Raw genomic sequence first — 26,191 nt, 5'->3', positions numbered from 1 at the left:
ATATTGAAAACTTATTTAGTGTAATATTTACTATGATAATAGAAAGTGAGCAACTTATACAGTTTCAGGTGATAGATGAAAAAAATGATTTATTTTTTGAAGTAGCAAAAGATATGATTTTGCAGTTAAATTCTGAAATTAGGAAATCTGAGCCAGATTTTGAAAGAATAATAGAACTAAATAATGAGTTTGGTGCTGAAAATAATTAACTATAAAATAATTTCTATTATGAAAAAGGGGAGGGATAAAAAATATCTAAATATTTATGGTTTTTCTGGATATAGATATGGATGGAAATTAATAAGGAAAAATACAAAAAACTCTAGCTGAAGTAGTATATTAAGAACATAGCTTTGACTAGAGTTTTTTGTATTCGGTTGTATTGAGAACACTTTGTTGAATGGAACTACGATAATTGTTGGCTTCGGTTATGTACATATAGTTGGTTAGGATAGATTGCATCATCGAGGATAATACATAATAATGAGCACCCCAATAATGGATACAATACCGCCGATGATATCATATCGATCGGGTGTAATGCCGTCTACATAATAGCCCCATAAAATAGAGAGGGCAATGAAGATGCCACCATAGGCGGCGTATACCTTACCGAAAGGGGCTTCTTGCAAGGTAGGGATAATTCCATAAATGATGAGTGTGATAGCACCTGCCAGCATATACCATGGACTTTTATCGTCTTTCAGATGAAGCCATACCAAATAACCGCCACCGATTTCGGCAATACCGGCTAGAATGAAATAAAATATTGATAAGAGAATTTGCGACATAGTTGATACCTTCGTGTTAATTGCTTTTCATAGGATGAAATACATACGGTACGTTGTGCAAGAATTTTATAATTTCAATATACCGTGTACTAAGACCGTATGTAATATATAGTAAATGATATATACTTTCATTATATAAACTGCTTGCAATAATTTCAACTGTTAAGAGCATAAAAAAGCAACCAATCCGAAGATTGGTTGCTGTAGTATCCTATTATTTGGAGTACAATTCGACGATTAGTGTCTCGTTTACTTCGATAGGAAGTTCTTCACGTTCAGGAAGGCGAGTTAATGTGCCTTGGAAAGCGTCAAGATTTTTTTCGATGTAAGGAAGTTCGAAAGAACGAAGTTCTTGGAAGTTCACTTTGAACATTTCGTTGTCACGGCTAGCTTCACGAAGTTCGATTACATCGCCAACTTTACATTGGTAGGATGGAATGTCAACGCGTTTGCCGTTAACAAGAATATGGCCATGGTTTACCATTTGACGTGCTTGACGGATGGAGTTACCGAAGCCAATGCGATATACAAGGTTGTCCAAACGGCATTCCAACAATTTCAACATGTTTTGGCCTGTAACACCATGCATTTTTTTCGCTTTATCGTAATAGCGTACGAACTGGCGTTCTAGCAAGTTGTAGTATGCTTTAACTTTTTGTTTTTCTAATAATTGAAGACCATATTCAGATATTTTCTTTTGACGTTGGTCTTTTTTTACACGTTTTAAAGCCTTCGCGTGACCGAAAACGTTCACACCGAAGCGACGGCATAACTTAAATCGTGCTTCTCTTCTCGTTGCCATGTGATTATCACCTCATAGATTAATAAAACTTTGCACAAATCGTGCTTAATTATTATACCCTATGAAAATGAAAAAGTCAAAGGGCTATAACCATTGTCAAGGGCCGTGTATGTGCTATAATAAAGGGTACAGTATTAGTATTTCCATTGGGAAATGATGTAAGAGGAGATTCACAATGAATGTGTCCTATAATGTTAAAGAAGAATTATGTATAGAACATACACCAGGTGCAGGTGCCATCGTTATTTTTGGGGCCTCTGGAGACCTGACAAAGCGTAAATTATTACCAGCTATTTATTCCTTGTTTCAACGTGGTTTGCTTTCACCGAAGGTAGCCGTAGTGGGCGTAGCACGGACAGCCATGAGCCACGACGAGTTTCGTGAACAAGTGAAAGCATCCATATTAGGCGATCGTGAACCAAGTGCAGAAGAATTAGCATTTATTGAACGCTTTTCCTATGTGTCTGGTCAATATACAGAACCTTCTACGTATGTAGCGTTGCGAGAAGAGTTAGAGCGTGTGGCAACGGCGCATTGCACAGGTGGTAATGCACTATTTTATCTAGCCATGCCACCAGAGTTATTTGAACCTATCGTCCGTGAATTACATGGGGCGAAGCTATTAGAAGAAGTAGGTTCTTGGTCTCGAGTAATCATTGAGAAACCTTTTGGGCATGATTTAGAAAGTGCTATCGCATTAGATGAATCATTAAAACAATATATAACAGAAGAGCAAACCTATCGTATTGATCATTATTTAGGGAAAGAAACGGTACAAAATATCTTGATGCTTCGTTTCGCCAATGCTATATTTGAACCGCTTTGGAATCGTAAATATATTGAACGTGTAGAAATTACGGTGGCTGAAGAGTTAGGTGTAGAAAAACGTGCTGGCTATTATGATGGGGCAGGCGCTTTGCGTGATATGGTGCAAAACCATATGATCCAGGTATTATCTTTGATTGCTATGGAACCACCTGCCAGTTTTAATGCCGACGATTACCGTGATGAAATCGCTAAATTGATTTCGTCTATTCGTGGTTTACATCGTCAAAAGTTAGGCGATATTGCAGTGCGTGGTCAATATACAGATTCTGGTAATACAGAACGTCCAGCCCCAGAGTATCGGAAGGAAGAAAATGTGCCACCCACGTCTACGACAGAAACTTATGTGGCATTGAAACTGTTCATTGATAATTGGAGATGGCGTGATGTGCCGTTCTATTTGCGTACAGGGAAACGATTGCCGAAGAAATCAAGTGAAATTGCTATTATTTTCAAACCAATTCCGCACTCCATTTTTAAACCGTTCCATGCGAAAGATTTTAACCAAAACGTATTGGTTCTTCGCATGCAACCAAATGAAGGAATGGGATTGTCCTTAGAGGTAAAATCTCCAGGATCGAAATTAAGTGTCAATACGTTAGAAATGGACTTTTCTTATAGCAATTCTAAGGAATTAGCAGACATTCCAGATGCTTATGAAAGATTGATTTTAGATGGTTTATTAGGAGACCAAACATTATTCGTTCGCAATGATGCGGTAGAAAAATCTTGGCGTTTATTTAAGCCATTGATTGAGGCATGGGAACGAAATGATGAAGAAACACCGTTATGCTTCTATCCAGCTTTCAGTGAGGGACCAAAAGAGGCAGAAGAGTTATTAGAAGGAGGATCTTGGTCGTGGCGAGAGATATAATTCATGCATTTCCTACAGGAGATGACGTGGCGAAAGCAGTGGCCGATCGTTTTTTAACTTATACAAACGAATGCATTGCAGAAACAGGTGCTTGCGTGGTGGCTGTATCTGGAGGGACTACACCAAATGCATTGTTTTCGTTGCTCGATTCTGATGAGTATACAAATCGTATCGATTGGGAGCATATTTTCTTCCTTTGGGTAGATGAACGATTTGTGCCACAGTCGAATCCAGATAACAATTTTGGCCGTGCAAAAGATCGCTTATTTGGAAATATTATGGGAGCGGCTCACTATTATCCAGTACCAACGAATAATGGTACTGTGGAGGAAGCAGCAGATAAATATGAACAAGAAGTAAAAATGGTCTTGAAGCGCACAGAAAAGGAATCCATAGATTTAGTCTTACTAGGCTTAGGTGATGATGGACATACAGCGTCCCTATTCCCTAAATCGGAAGCTTTGTATGAACGTGATCGTATGGTAGTGGCTGTGAAAGATGGCAAAGTATGGGAACGTGTGACATTGACATTCCCAATGCTGGTGAATGCGAAATCTGTGTGGTTCACGGTGGTAGGCGCTTCTAAAGAGGCGGCCTTAGCTCGTGTGCTTCGCCAACGTAAAGAATATGAAGAATATTCTTGGGAGGATCGAGTAGACCATTGTTTACCAGGTGCGGTATTAACTCATGAACCAGTAGAATGGTATGTAGATGATTCTGCGCATAAAAATTAATTGATTTGAAATGCGAGGTATTAGGTATGTTTAATTTTGGTACACAAGAGTTATTTCTTATTTTAATTATTGCCCTTGTTATCTTTGGACCTAAAAAGTTACCTGAAATTGGTAAGGCCATTGGTAAAAGTATTAATGAATTTAAAGATGCTGTTAGTGGCGATAAAAAAGTAGCTAAAGAAGAACCTGCAAAAGCGGAAACCATTGATGTAGAAGCTGGTGCTACTAATAGTCATAAACAAAATAATTAGGATGTGCTATAATGAATTTAGTCATATTTCTGCTCCTTATTTAGGGGCTAAAAATAGTCATAAACAAAATAATTAGGAGGAACTATGTGTAAAGATTGTGGTTGTGGTAGCACGGGTAATGTGACTACAAAATTATTTCACGTGCCAGGCATGATGTGTGGGAACTGTGAAAACACTGTAAATGGGGCCGTTCGTGGGTTGCCAGGCGTATTAGAATCTACTGTGGATTTGAAAACAAAAGAAGTACGGATTCGCTTTGACCATACTAAAACGGATGAAGCAACCATTCGTGCAGCTATCGACGAAACAGGTTTTGAAGTGGAATCTGTGAAAGACTATGTTCATGAACATGGTGGCATTTTGGGCGCTATTAAGAAAATATTCAAATAAGGCGTACTATCTGGTGATATGCCGGGTATATATTAGAATACAAGGAGGGGCTATCTGGATTGATTTCAAGATGGCCCTTTTATAGGAGTTAGTATGATACGCAAGTTTAATCAAAAAGAATACACCTGGGATGGAGTCGACACGTTGGTATACAAGCAAGATAATAGCCCTTTTAAAGATGTGACCCGTCAAGTTTTGTTTGATGGAGCTTGGGACATTCCATGCCAATTCCGTTATTTTGAGGTACAACCAGGTGGGTATAGCACTATGGAGCGCCATGAGCATACGCATATGGTCATGATCTTCCGTGGGAAAGGCCAATGTTTACTAGGCGACACCGTGGAAGACGTCCAAGAAGGAGATATGATTGAAATCCCTAAATTGATGGCACACCAATTCCGTGCGAACCAAGACGATCATTTAGGCTTCCTCTGCTTGGTTAATGTGGACCGAGATAAGGTGCAAGTTATCACAGAGGAAGAACAAGCTGTGATGATGGAAAATCCTGTAATCGAGGAGTTTTTAAATAGCTAGTTAATCAGTTTACATACAACTGTCTCACAAGGAAGAAATATAAGTGATGAGGAATCTAGGCATCTAATATTGATGTTAGGAGTTATCGTTACTTATGTTTCTTTTTTATTTTAAAGTGAAATTGCATTATACAATTAAGTAGATAACATTTTCTGATATACAATAACGGAGTCTAGTTATAATCATGAGAGTGGGACGAAAACTATACGATGCATATCACAGCTAATAGTTGTAACACATAAATGGACAAATATATTATAAATTTAAGATAAATCCCTTTTATTAGAGAGAAATATTTGTTATAATTGAAAAGTTCTCATTTTTTATAGAAAGTAGGTTACATATGAATTTTATTCGTAGTATTAATCGCTTGTTCAATGATTACCTAGCATGGATTGTGTTAGCTATGGCAGTTATCGCATTCTTAGTGCCAGAACTATTCATGGGGGCAGCGAAACAAACAGTTCCTTTGTTACAATTAGTTATGTTCAGCATGGGCTTAACCTTAACAGGGAAAGTATTCTTAGACGTATTTAAACAACCGTGGCAAGTGATCTTGGTATCCTTGATTCAATTCTTGTGGATGCCACTAGCAGGTTGGTTAGTAGGTACCTTGTTTGGATTCCCACCAGAAATCGCCTTAGGATTTATCTTGTTAGGGGCAGCACCAGGTGGTACCGCATCCAATGTAATGACATTCTTGGCAAATGGTAATGTGCCATTGTCCGTATCTGCAACGACAGTATCCACTTTGTTGGCACCAGTGTTAACACCAATCTTCATCGTCTTATACGCAGGACAAACTGTAGATATTGCATTCTGGCCGATGTTCATGTCCATCGTGAAAATCATTGCGGTCCCAATTGCGTTGGGCATTATTGTAAACTATTTCATCGGTTCTCGCATTGAACCTGTGAAAGAAGTATTACCAACAGTAGGTGCCGTAGCTGTATTAATTATCCTAGCTGGCGTCACTGCCGTTAGCCGTGATAATATCTTAGCGCACGGTGTGATGATTTTCTTAGCTTGTTTAGTGCAAAATGTGAGCGGTTATGTAGTGACGTATTTCATTTGCCGTCTATTTGGTTCTAACGTACCAGATCGCCGTGCCATGCAAATCGAAGTGGCAATGCAAAACTCTGCCTTGGCAGCTAGCTTGGCGTTGAAACATTTTACACCACAAGCAGCCGTAGCAGGCGCCGTGTTCTCCATTATCCATAACTTTACAGGATCTATCTTTGCGGGCATTTGCCGAAGAAACGATTCTAAAAATACACATTAATCTATAAGTTAATGTACTTTGGGTATTAGAGCATTTAGAAAATTAAATATCTAGTAGAAACGTCATGTACTTTCATAGCCTGTTATAGGATGAAAGTATGTGACGTTTTTTCCTTGTAAAATCCTAAAATAAAGTATATAATAGACTGTCGTAGTACGATTTGTACAAATATTAGGAATACCCTACTTAAGTAGATAAAGGAGTATAGAATGATTCGTGAAAATCTTCGCAATGTGGCGATTATCGCCCACGTTGACCATGGTAAAACAACATTGGTAGACGCATTGCTTAAACAAAGTCATATTTTCCGTGACAATGAAAAAGTTGCTGAGCGTGTAATGGACTCTAACGACTTAGAACGTGAAAGAGGGATTACGATCCTTTCCAAAAATACAGCAGTTATGCATAACGATGTAAAAATTAACATCGTGGACACACCGGGCCATGCTGACTTCGGTGGTGAAGTAGAACGTGTATTGAACATGGTTGATGGCGTATTGTTATTGGTGGACTCTTTTGAAGGTCCAATGCCACAAACTAAATATGTATTGCGCAAAGCTTTGGAACAAGGTTTGAAACCAATCGTGGTTATCAACAAAATTGACCGTCCTGACCAACGCGTTCATGAAGTAGAAGACGAAGTATTAGAATTGTTCATGGAACTCGAAGCAGACGATGATCAATTGGACTTCCCAGTGGTGTATGCCTCTGCTCGTGATGGCATTGCAAAAGCATCCATGGAAGATGATTCCACAGATATGACTGCATTATTCGATGTATTGATCAAAGAAATTCCTGCTCCACAAGGCGACATCGATGGTCCATTGCAATTCATGGTAACGACACTTGACTATGATGATTTCGTAGGAAAAATTGCAGTAGGTCGTATCGTTCGTGGTCGCATGAAAACCAATCAACAAGTGGTGTTGATGAATGGCGAAAGCACTCGTAAAGGCAAAATCGGCCGTGTGTACACATACAATGGCTTAAATCGTGTAGAAACAGATGAAGCAGGCATGGGCGACATCATCGCTTTCGTAGGTATCGATGACATCAATATCGGTGAGACTGTAGCGGATGCAGAAAATCCAGAAGCACTACCAACAATCTCTATCGATGAGCCAACATTATCCATGATGTTCTCCGTTAATAACTCTCCATTCGCAGGCCGTGAAGGTGACTATGTAACAAGTCGTCATTTACGTGACCGTTTGTTCAAAGAAGTAGAAACTAACGTATCCATGCGTGTAGAAGAAACAGATTCTCCGGACTCTTTCAAAGTATCTGGCCGTGGCGAATTGCATTTGGCAGTATTGATCGAAACTATGCGCCGTGAAGGTTACGAATTACAAGTGGGTAAACCTCGTGTAATTTTCAAAGATATCAATGGTCAAAAATGTGAACCATTGGAGCATTTAACTATCGACGTGCCACAAGAATTTATGGGCGCTGTTATGGAAAACTTAGGTGTTCGTAAAGCTGAGTTAATCAACATGGTTGAATTAGCGGGTTACTTACGTATGGAATTCGTAGTCCCTGCTCGTGGCTTGATTGGTTTCCGTGCGCAGTTCTTAACAGCTACAAAAGGTAATGGTATCATGAACCATGTATTCCATGGCTATGCACCATACAAAGGAGATATCCCAGGCCGTACGCGCGGTGCCTTGGTAGCTTTCGAAGACGGCGAAACAACACCATATGGCTTGAACTCTGTACAAGACCGTGGTACTTTATTCTTAGGTGCTAACGTACCAGTATATACGGGTCAAGTTATTGGCGAAAATGCTCGTGAAAATGACATGGACGTAAACCCTAACAAAAAGAAACATGTTACTAACATGCGTTCTAGCTCCTCTGATGAGGCAGTTCGTTTAACACCTCCACGTATCTTCAGTTTGGAACAAGCTCTAGAGTGGATCAACGATGACGAATTGGTAGAAGTAACACCAGAAAACATCCGTATGCGTAAAGCTATTTTGGATCGTTCTGCTCGTGCGAAAGCAGCAAAAGCAGCAAAATAATTGCATACGCTATATGGAATAATTCCATTGAAAGACTTAGCTTCTATCTCTCAAAATAGAGAAACTGCGCATGGAAAGTATAAGGATGAATATAAATGTCATGTATCTGAGAGGCAGCAGATAGAAGAAAAATGAAACAAGGTTGGAATTTGTAGGGTAATTGTGATATAATAACAGTAGCTAAAACAACAAGGATTATCTAGCATTGATAACACCAAAAAAAGCACAGGGTTGCCGCCCTGTGCTTTTTCTTTGTCGTCTAAAAGTAACGACTTTGGCTAGTCACTATTTATTGTTACTATCTAGCCATTTGCAAATGTAGTAGCTAATTACATTCGCCATGATAGTAACAAACAACAAGATTAAAAAATTAAGCAATGATAACACCTCCTTCCCGTCACGGATTGGGTGATAGTGACATGTTTATTATAGCAGATTTTTCTTTCATAAAATATATAAAAATCACAGAAGGCAAATTCTGTGCTTTTTAGTTATGCAATGATATTTTGTTGTATTTTATAGGACTGAAAGCCTATAATAGATATATAAGTAATACATTAGTAATGATATAGGAGATACAGGAGATAGGATGAAAGAGATTCGCACACTGCCAGATGGGAGCATCACTTATGAACTGCATAGAAAACCTGTGAAGAATATGAATCTTCGTGTCACCACCAGTGGCGTAGTGCGAGTGTCTGCCTCTCCTCGTGTTCCCCTAGGATTGATTGAAGCGTTTATCTGTCGTCATCGAGCTTTCGTTGAAAAAGCACTGCAAAACCGAAAAAGCAGAGGCGGTCATCCCATGGTACCTGCTGTAGATACAGAAATTATGGTGATGGGTCAGATGTATCGAGTAGTACTAGAAAAGCCTCACACAGTATCTGCCTACTTGGAAACATCTTCGCAGGATAGTCAATTAAGTGATACTCCGTCAGATTCTCCATTGAAAGGTAGTTCATCAAAAAGGAAGGGCGCACAAGGAAGCCTATCACAAAGAAAGCTGTCGAGAGTGAGCACCTCTACCTATGCAGTAACGGTGGCAGACGACATATTGTTGGTACGATACCCAAGTGACCCTAACGTCCTAGATGCTAGCAAAGTAGAACGGATGTGGCTTAATTTTTGGAAAACCATAGGTCAGGACTTCATGGAAACACTAGCACAACAAGTGTATAGTGAGTTTCAACGAGCGGGCTATACGGTGCCGATACCGACTGTGCGCTTGCGGTATATGACGAGCCGTTGGGGATCTTGTACGCCTTTAAAAGAAATTATCACTATGAATACTCGATTGCTATTAGGGCCTACGGAGTTTGCTCACTATGTGATGGTCCATGAATTTGCGCACTTTATAGAGCCGAACCATTCGTCACGCTTTTATAAGGTTATGAGCGATGTGTTGCCAAATTGGGAGCAAGTGAAAGCGGAGATGAAGGCATATTATACATAAGCAAGGTTAGGTAATGTACAATTATAGAGATGAAGAGGTTCCTATGAAATATTTTAGATACGCTATTGATAGAGGGTTATTACAAGTTAAAAGTCATATATATCGTATTTCCACCTATCATTATAATTGGCATAATCATATTGAGTTATTATGGGTATTAAAGGGAGCTTTAGAAGTGTGTGTAGAGGGGCAGACCTATACATTACAACGAGATGACATGATTTTGTATTCATCACAATGTGGGCATGCTACATTGGCATTAGAAGAGGATACGATTGCTCTCGTCTTTCATGTAGAACCACAATGGTTTTTGCAGTATGATCAGGATTTTATGAAGTATCGATTTGTGTCAGTCTCCACACAAGATATAAATATTGCTGAAAGGTATAAAGAGCTTCGCCAATCGTTAGCGTATATTATGAATCATCATACTGCAGAAATAAGCATTAATGCGCTAGAAACCATGAAGGTAGATGGTGTTATATATACAGTGTTGTCAAATGTGTATGAGATTATACTGGCTAGTCGATACGAGAATCAATTATCCACTAAGATATTGCATCAAGAAGAAAATTTTGAACGGATGGTTCATTTTATCGATGAACATTTTCGCGACCGTCTTGAGTTAGCAACGATTGCTGATGTAGGCGGATATACTGAAAGCTACACCTCTCAACTATTTAAACGGCAGCTGGGAATTACTTTTTTAGAATATGTGTCGCGTATGCGATTGCGTGAGGCAGCGATACGATTAGTAAATACGGATGATATGGTTATTCATATTGCAAGTTATTGTGGGTTCCCTGACGTAAAAGCTTTTAATAGTGCGTTTAAAAAGCATTTTAAACTAACTCCTTCTGCCTATCGTGAACGAGCAAAGAGAATTGAGCGTCATACAGTGTTAGAAGATTGGAAAGAATATATTAGCTCTGATGATACAGAAATTAAGGGGATATTAACAATGTATGGAAGTTACCTGACTAGAGAAAATGTGAAGTATGAGGAAAATGAATATACGAAACAAAGCCTTGTTAGTAAGGTTCAGTGGGTTAAAGAAGAATTACAGCAGCTATTGCAGACACTAGAATAAGCTAGGTATACTTTACTTGCATATATATAATATTAAGTATATGGATATATTTTTATATAATAAAATAAGACTGAATTTAATTAATACTGGTAAATGCTATGTTATTACATGTAATAACATAGCATTTTTTTATATATATTGGACTTAAAATTGCAAAAATATAGATAAATATGCCTATTTTATAGAAAAGTATCATGATGAATATTGGATAGAAGGGGGCTGTATAAATAGCTATAATGAGGGCATATATTAATACGGTGCTAGAGATTCAGGAGGAATGGAATGGATGCAGTTAGTATTACGTTATGTTACTTAGTGTTTGCCATAGTCATGTTTGTATGGGAGAAGATACCTTTATCGATTACGGCGATGTTAGTATCAGTTGGTCTAGTCTTATCTGGAGTTTTATCTCCTAAAGAGGCCTTTGCAGGCTTTGTAGATGGTAATGTTCTTTTATTTATGGCTATGTTTATCGTGGGTGCAGCATTCTTTGAAACTGGTGTGGCACAAGTGGTAGGTAGTGTAGTTACAAAAATGGCTAGCACTGAAAAAATGCTCATTGTTGCAGTCATGCTAATTACAGGATTATTATCGGGCTTCTTGTCTAATACGGGAACGGCAGCGGTATTGATTCCTGTTGCAATTGGAATTGCACAAAAATCAGGATTTAACCAATCAAAATTTTTAATCCCCTTAGTATTGGCATCGGCTATGGGTGGTAATCTTAGTTTAATTGGGGCCCCAGGAAATATGATCGCACAAGCAGGATTAGAAAAAATTGGCTTATCCTTTGGATTTTTTGATTATGCTTTAATTGGTGGACCAATTTTGCTAGTAGGTATTATTTACTTCTTGTTATTGGGATATAAATTATTGCCAGACACACCAAGTCGTGCTGTAGACTCTACCTATGATACAGTGGAAGATTATAGCCATGTACCAAAATGGAAACAATGGATGGCGACATTGGTATTGGTAGGTACTATCTTAGCAATGATTTTTGAATCTCAAATTGGTGTTAAACTGTATGTATCTGCATGGATTGGGGCACTTATTTTAGTGGCTACGAATGTGGTGACTGAAACAGAGGCGGTAAAATCCATTGATATGAAAACAATATTCTTGTTCGTTGGTTCCTTATCTATTGCTACAGCTCTTGTGAAAACAGGTGCGGGTTCTGTAGTAGCAAATACGATCATGGGGTTATTAGGTAGCAATCCAAGTCCATATATTGTGATGGCAGTGATTTTTATCTTATCCGCTGTATTAACAAACTTTATGTCTAATACGGCAGCCACAGCACTGTTGGTGCCTATCGGGTTGCAATTAGCACAGTCTATGGGAGCAGATCCTAAAGCAGTGTTGATGGCTACTGTTATAGGTGCATCTTGTGCATATGCAACACCAATTGGTATGCCTGCCAATACCATGGTGTATAACATTGGAGGATATAGTTTTATGGACTACGTGAAAGTAGGGGTTCCTCTCATTGTGATAGTGACAATCGTGTCATTAATTATTTTGCCAATATTCTTTCCCTTTTACCCATAATTTAGGAGGTTTCTATGAATAAAGAAGAACAAGTGTTACGAATGACAAAGATCGTTAGTGATTTTGTAGGCCATGTTGCTAAAGTATTACCTGACGATGTACAAGAAAAAATTACAGAATTAGCGAATGATGAACGAAATCCGCTAGCGAAAACAATTTATGCAACTATGAAAGAAAACATGAAGTTAGCAAAAGAGTTAAGTCGCCCATCCTGCCAAGATACAGGAGTATTGCAATATTGGGTAAAAGTAGGTGCTAATTATCCATTGCTTGGTGAATTGGAAAGTATCTTGAGAAATGCAACGTATCAAGCAACACAGGAAACTCCGCTTCGACATAATTGTGTAGAAACGTTTGATGAATATAATACTGGAAAAAACATTGGTACTTTAGCACCTTATATTTTATGGGATATTGTGCCGGATCGAGATGATGTTGAAATTTTCCCTTACATGGCAGGTGGTGGGTGTTCCTTGCCAGGTAGCGGTAAAACATTGATGCCTGGAGAAGGCTATGAAGGAGTAGCAAAGTTTGTCTTAGATTTGATGACATCCTACGGATTAAATGCGTGCCCACCATTGTTAATTGGTGTCGGTGTGGCTACGTCTATTGATACAGCGGCGTTACTTTCAAAAAAAGCGTTAATGAGACCCGTGAGTTCCGTGGCACCTAATGAACGAGCAGCAAAAATGGAACAATTGCTAGAAGATGGGATTAACTCCTTGCATATTGGCCCACAAGGTATGGGTGGAGATAAGTGCTTGCTAGGCGTCAATATTGAGCATGGGGCTCGTCATCCATCGGTTATTTCTGTAGCAGTTAATGTGGGATGTTGGAATCACCGCAGAGGCCATATGGTATTTGATAAAGATGGACAATGTACAATTCTATCGCATAGTGGGGTGACATATTAATGGAAAAGAAAGTATTAACAACGCCGATTCAGCGGAAAGATTTAGAAGGTATTAAAGCAGGGGACATCATTTATTTAACAGGTCATATTACGACCTGTCGTGACGTAGCGCATCGTCGGTTGATTGAATTAGGCCGTGAATTGCCTGTGGATGTACGGGATGGCGCCATCTTGCATGCGGGTCCTATCGTCAGAGATCTGGGAGATGACACATTTGAAATGGTGTCTGTAGGACCTACCACAAGTATGCGTATGGAAAAGTTTGAGTGCGATTTTGTGAAAGAGACCGGTGTACGCCTTATTGTTGGTAAAGGTGGTATGGGACCGAACACAGAACGTGCTTGTAAAGAGTTTGGAGCCTTGCATCTAGTATTCCCTGCGGGCAATGCTGTACTAGCGGCTACAGAAGTGGAAGAAATTGAAAGTGCTAACTGGCGAGAGCTAGGTATGCCAGAAACGCTTTGGACATGTCGTGTGAAAGAGTTTGGTCCTTTAATTGTATCCATTGATACAGAAGGCAATAACTGGTTTGAACAGAAAAAAGTAGAGTATAATGCGAAAAAAGAAGAAGTATTAGAATCTATCTACCAAGAAGTAAAGTTTATTAAATAATGCAACGCCTATGTAATTTGCTGTGCGAATTACATAGGCATTTTTAAGTTTGAAAGGATGCAGTAATTGATGGGTGTCAAACGCTTTCACGGTACACTGAAATATGCAAATTATGATATAATAAAGAGAATGAAAGTATATCACGTTACGTTAGTAAGGAGGGCCCATGAGACCATTTGTACATCTGCATAGTCATAGTGAATATAGCCTCATTGATGGCATTAGCCGATTGCCACAAATGGTGAGTCGTGCGAAAGAACTCAATATGCCTGCCCTAGCGTTAACGGACCATGGTAATATGTATGGAGCCATATATTTTTATAAAGAGGCAATGGCACAAGGCATCAAACCCATCTTAGGATGTGAAGTATATGTGACCGAAGGCAGTCGTTTTGACCGCCCTGAAGGTAAGACCTATGAACGATTAAAGCATTTAATTCTCTTAGCAGAAACCATGGAAGGATACGAAAATATTGTAAAAATCGTATCTAAATCCTCTACAGAAGGGTTTTACCGCAAGCCACGTGCTGATCGAGATTTGCTATCTACCTACAACAAAGGAATCATCGCTTTGAGTGCTTGTATTGCAGGAGAAATTCCGCAACTAATATTACAGGACAACATTGAGGGCGCTCATCGTGCTTTAGAATGGTATCTTGAGACCTATGGAAAAGAGAACTTTTTCTTAGAGATTCAGAACCATGGAGATCCTAAGGAATTACGGGTTCAAGATGTATTGGTAGATATGGCAGAGCAATATGGTGTGGGACTTGTATGTTCTAATGACTTTCACTATGTCTATGCAGACGATGCGGAAGCTCATGATATTAAGGTATGTATTGCTACGGGTGCAAGGCGGAATGATGTAGATCGCATGAAGTTTTTCAGTAATGAGTTTTACATGAAAAGCGGCGATGAAATGGAAGAACTCTTTGGTCATATTCCAGAAGCTTTGGATAATACTTTGAAGATTGCGCAACGTTGCCATGTAGAGTTCAATTTTGATGCACACCATTTGCCAAAATTTGATGTACCAGAAGGGGAAACAGCACATTCTTACTTGCGTAAAGTGTGTGAGTCCTATATTCCTCAATTCTACCCAGAGGTAACACCGGTATTACAAGAGCGACTAGATTATGAGTTAGGTGTTATTAGTCGCATGGGTTTTGAAGATTATTTCCTCATCGTTTGGGACTATGTTAAATATGCTCGTGAACATGGGGTACTAGTAGGTCCGGGTCGTGGTAGTGCAGCAGGGTCAGTGGTAGCCTACTTATTAGGGATTACAGGTCTAGATCCTATCAAGTACGATTTGCTCTTTGAACGATTTTTGAATCCAGAGCGGGTGAGTATGCCCGATATCGATATCGACTTCTGCTATGAAACTCGGAATAAGGTCATCGAATATGTGACAGAAAAATATGGACAAGAGCGAGTAGCACAAATTATTACCTTCGGTACCGAAGCGGCTCGTGCTGTTATTCGTGATGTAGGTCGCGTGCTAGATATGCCTTTGCCAGAGGTGAATCGATTAGCTAAGATGATTCCCAATGAGCTAGGTATCACTTTGAAAAAATCTTTAGAGGTAAAAGAACTCAAAGATCTATATGAAAGTGATGCATCGGTAAAAGAACTATTTGATCTTTGCTTGCGCTTAGAAGGCATTGCGAGAAACTCTTCTACCCATGCGGCGGGGGTCGTAATTTCAGCAGCACCATTAGATGAGTATGTGCCGGTACAAAACTCCAATGAAGATGGTTTTGTCACGCAATATGATAAAGATAATATCGAAGAACTAGGCCTATTGAAGATGGACTTTTTGGGACTTCGTACGTTGACAGTGATGGGTGAGGCACTACGCCTCATTAAGGAAAATCATGGTGTTGAGCTAGACTTGGATGCCATCCCGTTAGATGACAAGGCATCTTGTGAAATCTTATGTAAAGGGGAAACAGCAGGGGTCTTCCAGTTAGAATCGGAAGGGATTACAAAATTAGTAATGGATTTGAAGCCAGAACATTTTGAAGATTTAATTCCTTTAGTGGCCCTCTATCGTCCGGGACCATTGGGATCGGGCATGGTAGAAGATTTTATTAAGCGTCGTCATAAAGAAAAAGAAGTGACCTATTTACATCCTATATTAGAGCCTATTTTAGAGGATACATTTGGGGTTATTCTATACCAAGAACAAGTTATGCAGATTGCCTCTGCTATGGGGGGATTCTCCTTGGGGCAGGCGGATTTAATGCGCCGTGCCATGGGTAAGAAAAAGGAATCTGTACTAAAAGCACAACGAGATTCCTTTGTATTTGGTTCTGTGAACAATGGTATCGATGAGAAGCTAGCCAATGAAGTATTTGATCTCTTGCTATATTTCGCAGGTTATGGATTTAATAAATCCCACTCTGCCGCTTATGCCTATATTGCATATCAAACGGCGTACCTGAAAGCCCATTATTTCCCAGAGTTTATGGCTGCTACTATGACAAGCTTTATGGGTAATATGGATAAAATGACGAATTATATCAATGTGTGTAAAGCGAAACAGGTGGCTGTATTAGGACCAGATATCAACCATTCGGAGCGTATGTTTACCGTACAAAATGGACAAATTCGTTTTGGTTTAGGTGGTATCAAAAATGTAGGTGATAATGCTATTGAAGAATTGCTTGCAGAGCGTAAGGCCAATGGACAATTTACATCCATTGTTGATTTTTGCGAACGCATTCCGTATCGTGTGGTGAATAAGCGCTTGTTAGAAAGTTTAATCCGATGCGGGGCGATGGACTCTTTCAAAGAAAATCGTAATCAGCTATTGCAGATTTATGAACAAGCCCAAGGGATTGGTTCTAAAGGACAAAAAAATAGTGCCTTAGGAGCGGTGAGTCTCTTTGCGGAGGTAGAGGAAATGGAAACTATCCATGTTCCTAACCTGCCAGACTTGCCCAAAGAGCTGAAACTAAAAGATGAAAAGGAATATACCGGCTTTTATATTACGGGCCATCCTTTAGATGCCTATCGTGATGAATTGGAAGGGCTGTTTCAATTAGGGCGCTTAGCAGAAAATCCAGAAGATTTTGATGGCAAAACTGTTACTATTGGTGGATTGATTACGGAAAAAGTAGATCGATTAACGAAAGCGAAACAGGAAAAAATGTGCACCTTAACCTTGGAAGATTTCACAGGCACCGTACAAGTGGTAGTATTCCCACAAGGGTATCAAAAAAGTCATATGCTATTGCAACGGGATGGTGTGGTAGCTATCGAGGGACGCATTGATGCGGATGAAAAAGGTGTGCAATGCATTGCTAGTTCCGTACAATTATTGAAAGTAGAATATGATAGAGTACGACAGATTCGTATTCATATTGATATAGCTCATGATACACCGCCAGTGAGCCAACAATTACAAAAGCTGTTGCAAGAATTACAAGGAGATACACCAGTCACTCTATTCTTGCAACGTCAAAAACGCAGCTTAGCGGTGAACCGTAGTTTTTATTTCACCCCATCAAAAGAATCTATTGGGCGTGTGCAAGCCTTACTAGGGGCCAATGCAGTAGAGTTACTATAAGGAGATAGAAATGAATAAAAAAACAAAGATTGTTTGTACCATGGGACCTAGTACAGATAGTTTAGAAATGGTAGAATCCTTATTGCGAGCAGGTATGAACGTGGCACGTTTTAACTTCTCTCATGGTTCTCATGAAGAGCAAGCAAAGCGTATGGAGCTCGTTCGCTTAGCCTCTACTAGAACAGGTATTCCAGTGGCATTAATGCTAGATACAAAAGGCCCTGAAATTCGCCTTGGCTTATTCAAAGAAGGCAAAGTGTGTTTAGAAGAAGGACAAGCTTTTACGTTGACTACAAGAGATGTGGAAGGAACGAAGGAGATTTGCTCCGTGAATCATGCGGGATTGCCAGAAGATGTGAAAGAGGCAAAACAAATTCTCTTATCTGATGGATTAGTGACATTGCGTATTGATTCTATCGAGGGCACGGAGATTCATACGACTGTTATGAACACGGGTATGATGAGCAATCGCAAACGAGTGGCTGTACCAGGAGTATCCTTATCCTTGCCGCCAGTGTCGGAACAAGATGAAAAAGATTTGGTATTTGGTTGTGAAATGGGTGTGGACTATGTAGCAGCTTCTTTCATGCAACGGGCCAGCGATGTAGTGGCAATTCGTCGTATTTTGGAATCCAAAGGGGCAGATATTCGTATCATTTCTAAAATCGAAAATGAAGAAGGTCTTAATAATTTAGATGATATTTTAGAAGTCTCTGATGGATTAATGGTGGCTCGTGGTGACTTGGGTGTAGAGATTCCAGCCGAAGAAGTGCCTGTATTGCAAAAAATGATGATTCAAAAATGTAATGCCGCCTCCAAGCCTGTGATTACAGCGACCCAGATGTTAGAGTCCATGGTAACCAATCCAAGACCTACAAGAGCAGAAGCTAGTGACGTTGCGAATGCCATATTAGATGGTACTGATGCGGTCATGTTATCTGGGGAAACTGCAGGGGGGGACTACCCATTGGAAGCGGTAACAACTATGGCTCGTATTGCAAAAGTAACAGAAACATCTGATTTATATGTGAATAGTAATCATACAGTACCGTTAGAAGAAGCAAAAACGACAGATGCTATTTGTTCTGCTACTGTTGAAGTAGGACGTTCTTTGGGAGCTGGTGCGATCATTACTTGTACTGAATCGGGTATTACAGCTATGAGTATTTCTCGTCATCGTCCAAACTGTCAAATTATTGCAGTCACACCACATGAACATGCTGTACGCCGTATGCAGTTATACTGGGGGGTGACACCGATTCAAGGACCATCCCACTCCAATTCAGATGAAATGGTACACTGCGCTATGAGTGCCGCCTTAGGAGAAGGATTGATTCAATCTGGTGATTTAGTGGTTGTTACAGCTGGTGTGCCATCTGGCTTATCTGGTACAACTAATATGATTCGTGTTCATGTCACTGGTAATGTATTGACCAAAGGTCGTGGAGTTGGTAAACTATCTGTAACGGGACCAATCCATCACGCTGATTCTACAGAGTCTATGACAGATGGAAGTATTCTAGTAGTTCGTGATTTAGAACCTGAATATATGGAATTAGCGAAACGAGCTGGTGCTATTATTACCGCAGAAGAAGGATACACATCGACAGCAGCTATTGCAGGCATTCAATTTGGTATTCCTGTTATTTTAGGTGCTCATGAGCAATCGCAATTGACAAATGGTCAAGTGGTAACAGTCGATGGTATTCGTGGTAATGTCTATGAAGGTATTGCAAACGCAAGATAGGAGGTAATTATGGAGTATCATATTCCTACACAAGCAGATACAGTGGTAGTAGAAGAAATTGTAAATCGTAAATTGCGCAATTCTATGCTTTGGATGGTGTGGGGCTTATTGACTACAGCCATCATTGGGTTTATGGCGTTGACGAACTCCAGTTGGTTGCGCTTTGCCCATTCCAACTTTAATATCATTTTGTTAGCTGAAGTGGCGGTAGTGTTCTTATTTTCCTTCCGTCAATACACGGCGTCTAACACATTTTTGAAAGCTATGTTTTTCCTCTATTCTATTATGAATGGATTGACCTTGACCGCTATCGCGTTACACTATTCCTTTGAGGTGGTAGTATATGCTTTAACAGGGGCTGTAGCGGTATTTGGTAGCTTTGCCTTTTTAGGAGTAGTGGTAAAAAAAGATTTGTCTGGATTAGGCACATTTTTAATGGGTGCAGTGATTGCGCTACTCATTGCTAGTTTGATTATGATGTTCTTTGGTGCTAGCGACTTTGGATTATTAGTATACAGCTATATAGCCGTAGGGATTTTTTCCTTATTTACCATGTATGATGTATATCGCATTAAACGGACCATAATGGAAGTAGCTTATGAAGATGAAAGTGTTCTGGAACGTGTTGAATTGATTGGTGCTTTAGGTTTATATCTAGATTTCATCAATATTTTCATCAATCTACTTCGCGTTTTCGGTCGTCGGTAATGTATCGTTAATTTGTGAGAGCACATTTATAAAAGGGGGGAGCTATAAGCTCTCCCTTTTAGTATGCAAATCTTTCGATATATGAGATAATATATAATAGATTAACACAAGTAAGGAGGTTGTATATGGAAGCAAAAGAATGGCAAACCTTCGTCACAGTGGTGGAAGAAGGCAATATTACGAAAGCAGCAGAAAAATTATTTCTTTCACAACCTGCATTAAGCTATCGATTAAAGCAAGTAGAAGATATTTTAGGGCGTCCCTTATTAATTCGTGCTAATGATGGCATTGCGTTAACTGCAGAAGGCGAGCTGTATTACGATTATTGCCGACGTATGATTCGGTCCCGGGAGGAATTGCGACAAAATATTGGAAAGGTGACGGGAAAAATACAAGGTACCTTAAAAATTGCTGCATCCATTAATTTTGCGGACTATGAGTTGCCTCATTTACTCAATAATTTCACAAAACAGTATCCTAAGATTCGTATTGAAGTAAAGACAGGGTATAGCTCCCATGTGAATAAAATGTTTAATTCTGGAGAGGTGATGATTGCCTTTGCCCGTGGTGAATATAATCATGTGCCGAATGGTGTGCGTCTTTTTGATGAACCCTATTGTTTAGTCTATAAACATCCTGTAGATTACAAGGAATTACGAGATATTCCGATGCTTAACTATCGCACGGATGGATCCATTGCGACAGTGGTAGAAAATTGGAAGAAAGAACATAGCGTGGGGGATGTGAGACCAGCCATGGAGCTGGATTCTATGGTGACTTGCCGTCACTTTGTGCGAGAAGGATTAGGTTGGGCTATTTTACCATATTTAGGACTTGGTAGTTGCCGTGAACATGGTATTTATGTAGAACCTTTGCGGATGAAAGATAATCGTCCATTGGTACGTTCTACCTATTTGTTCCACGATGAAGTAAGTACAAAGCTTATTGCAGTGAAAACTTTCATTGATTATGTAACAGAGTATTACGAAAATCATCAAATCGTTACATTATCGGGATATACAAGCTAAGAGGCTGATGTGCGTATGGTAAGGATTTACAACTGTCAGGTATTTTTGTCCATAGATATAAGTATACAACTTAATGGATTTGTATATATTTGGTCAGCAAAAAATATGTCCCTGACTACGTATATAGATAGATAGGGGTTACATGTCTGGTCGAACAAGGCCTCATAGTTGATAAAGCGTATAAAGTATTACATATAAAGAGCGCAGCTAATTGAGTTGCGTTCTTTTTGTATGTGGTTTGCATTGTAGTTGGTACTTTTGTATATTAGTATGCTTGAGTTTTTACAATGTATAGATTTTTCTAATGCTAATATTTGATTAGTTTATAATACTATTAACAGACTGTTAATGTATATGAAAGTAGCAATTATTATAGATATATATCATGAAAATAGGAACAATTTAGTAGGAATAACATAAAAACCGCATGATACCTATGTTTATAATGTATTCTCTAAATGCATACATGAAGGCTTTTTGATGATAATAAAATTTTTATAAGCCTTATAAAGGATTTTTATTTTTACCTTCTGAAATGATTGGATATAATGAGAGCGTAAAAAGACCTAGACATTTGCACGTTCTAGTATTCTAGTAAGTGGTGAACCGCCCTTATATACATTCATTTATATATATATTAAGTTTCACGTTTATAGAAAGTATGAGTGCAAGCAACATAGGCAATGTATTTATATCTTATGTAGTAAGGAGACACAAGATGAACAAAAAAGTAATCAATGCTTTGATTATGTTGTTAATCCCAATCGTGATCTGGTATAGCCCAGCTCCAGAAGGATTAGCAGATGGTGCTTGGAAACTATTTGGTTTCTATTTAGCAGCTATCGTAGGCTTAATTTTGAAGCCATTTCCAGCTCCTGTAGTAGTATTATCCGCTATTGCAGGTTCTGCATTATTTTTGGGTAACACAAAAGCAGTTCTTTCTGGTTATGCTACAACAACAGCATGGTTGGTATTCTCTGCATTTGCTTTATCTGTAGCATTTGTAAAGACTGGTTTAGGCCGTCGTATTGCGTATCATCTAATCAATGCATTTGGCGGTACAGTACTTCGTTTAGGCTATGTAACGGCTTTATTAGACGGAATCATTTCCCCAGCTACACCATCTAACACTGCTCGTTGTGGTGGTATCGTATTCCCAATCATGAACTCCGTAGCGAAATCCTTGGGTTCTGAACCTGGTGAAACAGCGAACAAAGCTGGTCGTTTCTTAATGGTTAATACGTACATGGTAACAAAAGTTACGTCCTTAATGTTCCTAACAGCGATGGCACCAAATGCACTAGCAGGTGACTTCATGGCAAAAATGTTAGGTGTACATTTAGATTGGGGATTATGGGCATTGGCTATGTCAGTACCAGGCATAGTAATGTTATTAATAGTTCCATATGTAACATACTTATTAAACAAACCAACGTTGACTACAGTTGACAATAAGAAAATTGCGGCAGAAGGCTTAGCAGAATTAGGACCTATGACTAGCGCTGAAAAAACATTAGTTGGTATTTTCATCTTTGCATTAGTAGGTTGGGCATTGCCTTCTATCTTAGCAGCATTTGGTATTAAATTTAAAATTGATGCTACTGCAGTAGCTATTGTAGCTATGGTTGCTAGTTTCTGCTTAGGCGCGATTAAATGGGATGATATGGTTGCCAATAAAGGTGGCTGGAACACATTGATGTGGTTCGGTGGTATCATCGGTTTATCTGATGCGTTATCTAAAGCAAAATTCTTCGAATGGTTAGCAGATGTAATGCAAACACATCTTCACTTCGGAGATAATGGATTTGTAGCACTTGTTATTATCGGTATTATTTCCGTAGCAATTCGTTACTTATTTGCATCTGGATCTGCTTATGTAGTAGCAATGCTACCTGTATTCTTGGCAGTAGGCCCAGCAGCAGGTGTAAATCCTATGGCATTAGCATTAGTGCTTTGTGCATCTAACTCTTATGGTGGTGCATTAACACACTACGGCGGAGCAGCAGCACCAATCGTATTTGGCGCAGGTTACAATGATGTAAAAGATTGGTGGATTACTGGCGGTATTATCGCTGTATTGTGCTTAACCCTTACATTCGTAGTAGGCTATCCATGGTGGGGTATGCTAGGCATCCTATAGGACAAGGTAATTTGTATAGTCAGAGTCTACAGGGGAAATACCTCTGTAGAACCTGACTTTTATGCTATATTTTGATGTAATAGAAAGGATTTGCTATGAAACATCTAGTGAAAGCAGCTATGGCTGGCTTTGATGAAAAAAATGATGTATTGGTAACGGTTGAACCAATTGCATCTGGTATCGAAGTAGAATTAAAATCAAAAGTTGAGCGTGCTTATGGTAAGCATATTCGTGCTTTCATTGAAGCCACTGTAAAAGAAGCAGGCTTCGATGGCGTGAAAGTAACAGCTATCGATAAAGCAGCTTGGGATTATACTATTAAAGCCCGTGTATTGGGTGCATTAGAAAGAGGGAGCGAAGCATAATGAGCCAATTAACTGAATTAGCAAAAAAACGTTTATCTCGTTCCATGATGTTCGTACCAGGTAACACGCCTAAAATGATTAACAGTGCTGATATCCACGGTGCAGACTCCATCATGTTTGATATTGAAGACTCTGTAGCAGTCACTGAAAAAGATACAGCTCGTTTATTGACAGCAGAAGCTTTGAAAACTTTAAAATTCAAAGGCGAAACAGTGGTTCGTATCAACCATCCTACACAAACTCCATATGGTTATGCTGACCTTGATGTGATTGTACCAGCAAAACCTGACTTGATTCGTCTTCCAAAAACTGAAGATGTATCTGAAGTAGAAATCGTTGCTAAGAAAATTGAAGAAGTAGAAAAAGCGAATGGTTGGGAAGAAGGCACCATCAACATTATCGTAGCTATCGAATCTGTAAAAGGTTTATACAATGTACGTGAAATTGCACAAGGTCCTCGTGTAGTAGCGATCGCTCTTGGCGCGGAAGACTACCGTGCTGACCTTCGTACAGGTAAACATAAACCAGCTCATGAATTGTTATTTGCTCGCCAAACGATCCTTCATGCAGCTCGTGAAGCAGGTATCCGTGTACTTGACACAGTATTCTCCGATGTGAAAGACCCACAAGGCTTCCGTGAAGAAGTAGAATTCATTAAAGCTCTTGGTTATGATGGAAAATCCTGTATTCACCCAAGCCAAATCAAAATTATCCATGAAGTGTTCACTCCAGATGAAAAAGAAATTGCTCATTCTGTAAAAGTGTTGAACTCCTATGCAGAAGCACTTCGCAACAATAAAGGCGTTATCGCCGTAGATGGTAAAATGATCGACGGTCCTATCGTAGTACGTGCACAACGCGTGGTAGATAAAGCCCGTGCAGCAGGTATCAAAGTAGAACTTGAGGAAGGAGCAGAAATCGATGTTAAATAAAATTGGTCGCGATATTCCTATGGAATTAGAATGCCTTCAAGGTCGTCGTCTCTATGAAGGACAATTTGCAATGACAGAAACTGCAGTTCGTGCGGGTAAACCAGTGAAACTTCACACTCCAGGTGAAGATAAATTGCTAGGCTCCATTGATGAAGCTATCGAAAAAGTAGGTCTGAAAGATGGCATGTCTATTTCCTTCCACCATCATTTACGTAATGGTGACTATGTAATGAAACTTGTGATGGACCGTATACAAGCCAAAGGAATCAAAGATATTACAATCCTTAACTCTTCCTTAGCTCCTTGCCATGAGTTTTTAATCGATATGATTAAAGATGGTACAGTAACAGCCATCGAAACATCTGGTCTTCGTGATGCATTGGGTAAATTCTTAAGCTTGAACCCAGGCGTATTAAAACGCCCAGTAGTGATTCGTTCTCATGGTGGACGTGCTCGTGCCGTTTGCACTGGAGAAGCTCACATTGATGTAGCTTTCATGGGCGTACCTGCTTGTGATCGTCGTGGTAATGCGACAGGCCGTAAAGGTAAATCCGCTTGCGGTGCGTTGGGTTATGCTATGGTTGACTCTCACTATGCAGACCAAACTGTATTATTAACAGATAACTTAATCGACAATGTATACCCAATCTCCATCCCTCAAACAGATGTAGATTACATCGTAGAAGTAGAGGCTATCGGTGATCCAGAAGGTATCGCATCTGGTGCTGTGGGAATCACAAAAAATCCTGTACAAATTAAAATTGCGGAAATGGCCGCAGAATTCCTTGATGAAGCGGGCATTATCCAAGAAGGTTTCTCTTTCCAATTAGGCGCTGGCGGAGCTCCATTAGCAGTAGCTAAATTCATCGGTGAAAAATTAGAGAAAAAAGGCGTTGTTGGTGGATTCGGTGTTGGCGGTGCTACAGGCGTACTAGTAAGCATGCTTGAAAAAGGTCACATCAAAGCAATTTATGATACACAAACATTTGACACAACAGCAGCGGCATCTTTGGATACAAATCCAAATCATATCGAAATGAGCGCATCCATGTACGCAGACCCTACAACAGACTGCATGACAAACTATTTAGATGTAGTATTCTTGGGCGCTACAGAAATCGATACAGATTTCAACGTAAACTGTATGACTGATTCCAATGGTATCTTGATGGGTGCATCCGGTGGTCACTCTGACACAGCTGCAGGCGCTAAAGTAACTGTTATCACTTGCCCATTGATTCGTGGTCGCTTACCAATGATTCGTGAACGCGTGGAAACAGTTATCACTCCAGGTGAAAGTATCGACGTATTAGTAACAGAACGTGGTATCGCGATCAATCCAAATCGTCAAGATTTGATCGAACGTTTCAAAGATTCTAACTTGCCAATTTACACAATTGAAGAGTTACAACAAATGGCGTACGACATGGTTGGTAAACCAGAAGGTATTGAAGTATCTCAAGATCCTAAAGATGTAGTAGCCATCATCGAATATCGTGATGGATCTATCATCGACGTAGTACGTAAACCATTACTATAATTACATACTATCAAATACAAAAGGATTGAACTCA

Annotated in this window: 22 protein-coding genes and 1 pseudogene; 21 read left to right on the top strand and 2 right to left on the bottom strand. The window is 39.5% G+C overall.

From position 1 onward, the window contains the following. A pseudogene (locus EO119_RS08100) lies at positions 1-209 on the top strand (hypothetical protein); the annotation flags it as partial. Between the two features lie 252 nt (positions 210-461). Here the strand turns inward: EO119_RS08100 and EO119_RS02805 are convergent. Together EO119_RS02805 and rpsD are read right to left on the bottom strand one after the other, a co-directional pair. Then, positions 462-782 carry a YnfA family protein gene (locus tag EO119_RS02805; RefSeq protein ID WP_206168670.1) on the bottom strand — a complete coding sequence of 107 codons (321 nt, stop codon included), beginning with the start codon at positions 780-782 and terminating at the stop codon, positions 462-464. Positions 783-1,005: 223 nt separating this feature from the next. Beyond that, complete coding sequence (gene rpsD / locus EO119_RS02800) at positions 1,006-1,593, bottom strand: 30S ribosomal protein S4 (RefSeq protein ID WP_126940593.1); 588 nt, start codon at positions 1,591-1,593, stop codon at positions 1,006-1,008. A gap of 175 nt (positions 1,594-1,768) precedes the next feature. Here rpsD and zwf point away from each other — a divergent pair, with 175 nt between their 5' ends. The 20 genes from zwf to citF all read left to right on the top strand — a co-directional run bounded on the left by zwf (position 1,769) and on the right by citF (position 26,157). Beyond that, complete coding sequence (zwf, locus tag EO119_RS02795; protein ID WP_126940591.1) at positions 1,769-3,292, top strand: glucose-6-phosphate dehydrogenase; 1,524 nt, start codon at positions 1,769-1,771, stop codon at positions 3,290-3,292. Continuing rightward, on the top strand, positions 3,277-4,026 hold the full coding sequence (pgl, locus tag EO119_RS02790) for a 6-phosphogluconolactonase (protein ID WP_009352975.1): 750 nt from the start codon (positions 3,277-3,279) through the stop codon (positions 4,024-4,026). The genes zwf and pgl overlap by 16 nt, the downstream gene beginning before the upstream one ends. Positions 4,027-4,052: 26 nt before the next feature. Then, positions 4,053-4,277, top strand: coding sequence for a twin-arginine translocase TatA/TatE family subunit (locus EO119_RS02785; RefSeq protein WP_009352849.1), 225 nt, complete (start codon positions 4,053-4,055; stop codon positions 4,275-4,277). Between the two features lie 84 nt (positions 4,278-4,361). Continuing rightward, entirely contained in the window at positions 4,362-4,667 is a 306-nt protein-coding gene (locus EO119_RS02780) for a heavy-metal-associated domain-containing protein (protein ID WP_009352905.1), read from the top strand. 93 nt (positions 4,668-4,760) lie between these two features. Then, positions 4,761-5,201, top strand: a complete 441-nt coding sequence (locus EO119_RS02775) for a cupin domain-containing protein (RefSeq protein WP_009352998.1) — start codon at positions 4,761-4,763, stop codon at positions 5,199-5,201. Positions 5,202-5,544: 343 nt separating this feature from the next. After that, positions 5,545-6,483 carry a bile acid:sodium symporter family protein gene (locus tag EO119_RS02770; protein ID WP_009352921.1) on the top strand — a complete coding sequence of 313 codons (939 nt, stop codon included), beginning with the start codon at positions 5,545-5,547 and terminating at the stop codon, positions 6,481-6,483. A 209-nt stretch (positions 6,484-6,692) separates the two neighbouring features. Beyond that, positions 6,693-8,504, top strand: coding sequence for a translational GTPase TypA (gene typA / locus EO119_RS02765; RefSeq protein WP_009352910.1), 1,812 nt, complete (start codon positions 6,693-6,695; stop codon positions 8,502-8,504). Positions 8,505-9,093: 589 nt separating this feature from the next. Further along, on the top strand, positions 9,094-9,957 hold the full coding sequence (locus EO119_RS02760) for a M48 family metallopeptidase (RefSeq protein WP_126940589.1): 864 nt from the start codon (positions 9,094-9,096) through the stop codon (positions 9,955-9,957). 43 nt (positions 9,958-10,000) lie between these two features. After that, positions 10,001-11,047, top strand: coding sequence for an AraC family transcriptional regulator (locus EO119_RS02755; RefSeq protein WP_164725667.1), 1,047 nt, complete (start codon positions 10,001-10,003; stop codon positions 11,045-11,047). A 282-nt stretch (positions 11,048-11,329) separates the two neighbouring features. After that, entirely contained in the window at positions 11,330-12,598 is a 1,269-nt protein-coding gene (locus EO119_RS02750) for an SLC13 family permease (RefSeq protein WP_126940585.1), read from the top strand. 14 nt (positions 12,599-12,612) lie between these two features. Next, positions 12,613-13,512: a L(+)-tartrate dehydratase subunit alpha gene (ttdA, locus tag EO119_RS02745; RefSeq protein WP_009352839.1), complete on the top strand. Its 900-nt coding sequence runs from the start codon at positions 12,613-12,615 to the stop codon at positions 13,510-13,512. After that, positions 13,512-14,123 (top strand): L(+)-tartrate dehydratase subunit beta, encoded by a 612-nt coding sequence (ttdB, locus tag EO119_RS02740; RefSeq protein ID WP_126940583.1) that lies wholly within the window; start codon positions 13,512-13,514, stop codon positions 14,121-14,123. Before ttdA ends, ttdB begins: the two co-directional genes overlap by 1 nt. Positions 14,124-14,289: 166 nt before the next feature. Then, entirely contained in the window at positions 14,290-17,697 is a 3,408-nt protein-coding gene (locus tag EO119_RS02735; RefSeq protein WP_126940581.1) for a DNA polymerase III subunit alpha, read from the top strand. A gap of 10 nt (positions 17,698-17,707) precedes the next feature. Further along, the gene (gene pyk, locus EO119_RS02730; RefSeq protein WP_062401021.1) at positions 17,708-19,444 is read left to right on the top strand and encodes a pyruvate kinase; all 1,737 of its coding nucleotides are present in this window, start codon (positions 17,708-17,710) and stop codon (positions 19,442-19,444) included. A gap of 9 nt (positions 19,445-19,453) precedes the next feature. Further along, positions 19,454-20,152, top strand: a complete 699-nt coding sequence (locus EO119_RS02725) for a Bax inhibitor-1/YccA family protein (RefSeq protein ID WP_062401019.1) — start codon at positions 19,454-19,456, stop codon at positions 20,150-20,152. A 125-nt stretch (positions 20,153-20,277) separates the two neighbouring features. Further along, positions 20,278-21,180: a LysR family transcriptional regulator gene (locus tag EO119_RS02720; protein ID WP_062401016.1), complete on the top strand. Its 903-nt coding sequence runs from the start codon at positions 20,278-20,280 to the stop codon at positions 21,178-21,180. Between the two features lie 718 nt (positions 21,181-21,898). Then, on the top strand, positions 21,899-23,320 hold the full coding sequence (locus tag EO119_RS02715; protein WP_062401015.1) for an anion permease: 1,422 nt from the start codon (positions 21,899-21,901) through the stop codon (positions 23,318-23,320). A 95-nt stretch (positions 23,321-23,415) separates the two neighbouring features. Continuing rightward, on the top strand, positions 23,416-23,685 hold the full coding sequence (locus tag EO119_RS02710; protein ID WP_009352869.1) for a citrate lyase ACP: 270 nt from the start codon (positions 23,416-23,418) through the stop codon (positions 23,683-23,685). Next, positions 23,685-24,617 carry a CoA ester lyase gene (locus EO119_RS02705; RefSeq protein ID WP_009352816.1) on the top strand — a complete coding sequence of 311 codons (933 nt, stop codon included), beginning with the start codon at positions 23,685-23,687 and terminating at the stop codon, positions 24,615-24,617. Before EO119_RS02710 ends, EO119_RS02705 begins: the two co-directional genes overlap by 1 nt. Further along, positions 24,607-26,157: a citrate lyase subunit alpha gene (gene citF, locus EO119_RS02700; protein ID WP_126940580.1), complete on the top strand. Its 1,551-nt coding sequence runs from the start codon at positions 24,607-24,609 to the stop codon at positions 26,155-26,157. Before EO119_RS02705 ends, citF begins: the two co-directional genes overlap by 11 nt. Positions 26,158-26,191 lie beyond the last annotated feature (34 nt).

This window comes from Veillonella sp. CNR 79/14 (genome assembly GCF_003992185.1).
In the GTDB taxonomy this organism is placed as follows: Bacteria; Bacillota; Negativicutes; order Veillonellales; family Veillonellaceae; genus F0422.
Note: the sequence above shows the minus strand (reverse complement) of the source record. Positions and strands in the feature narration are given on the sequence as shown.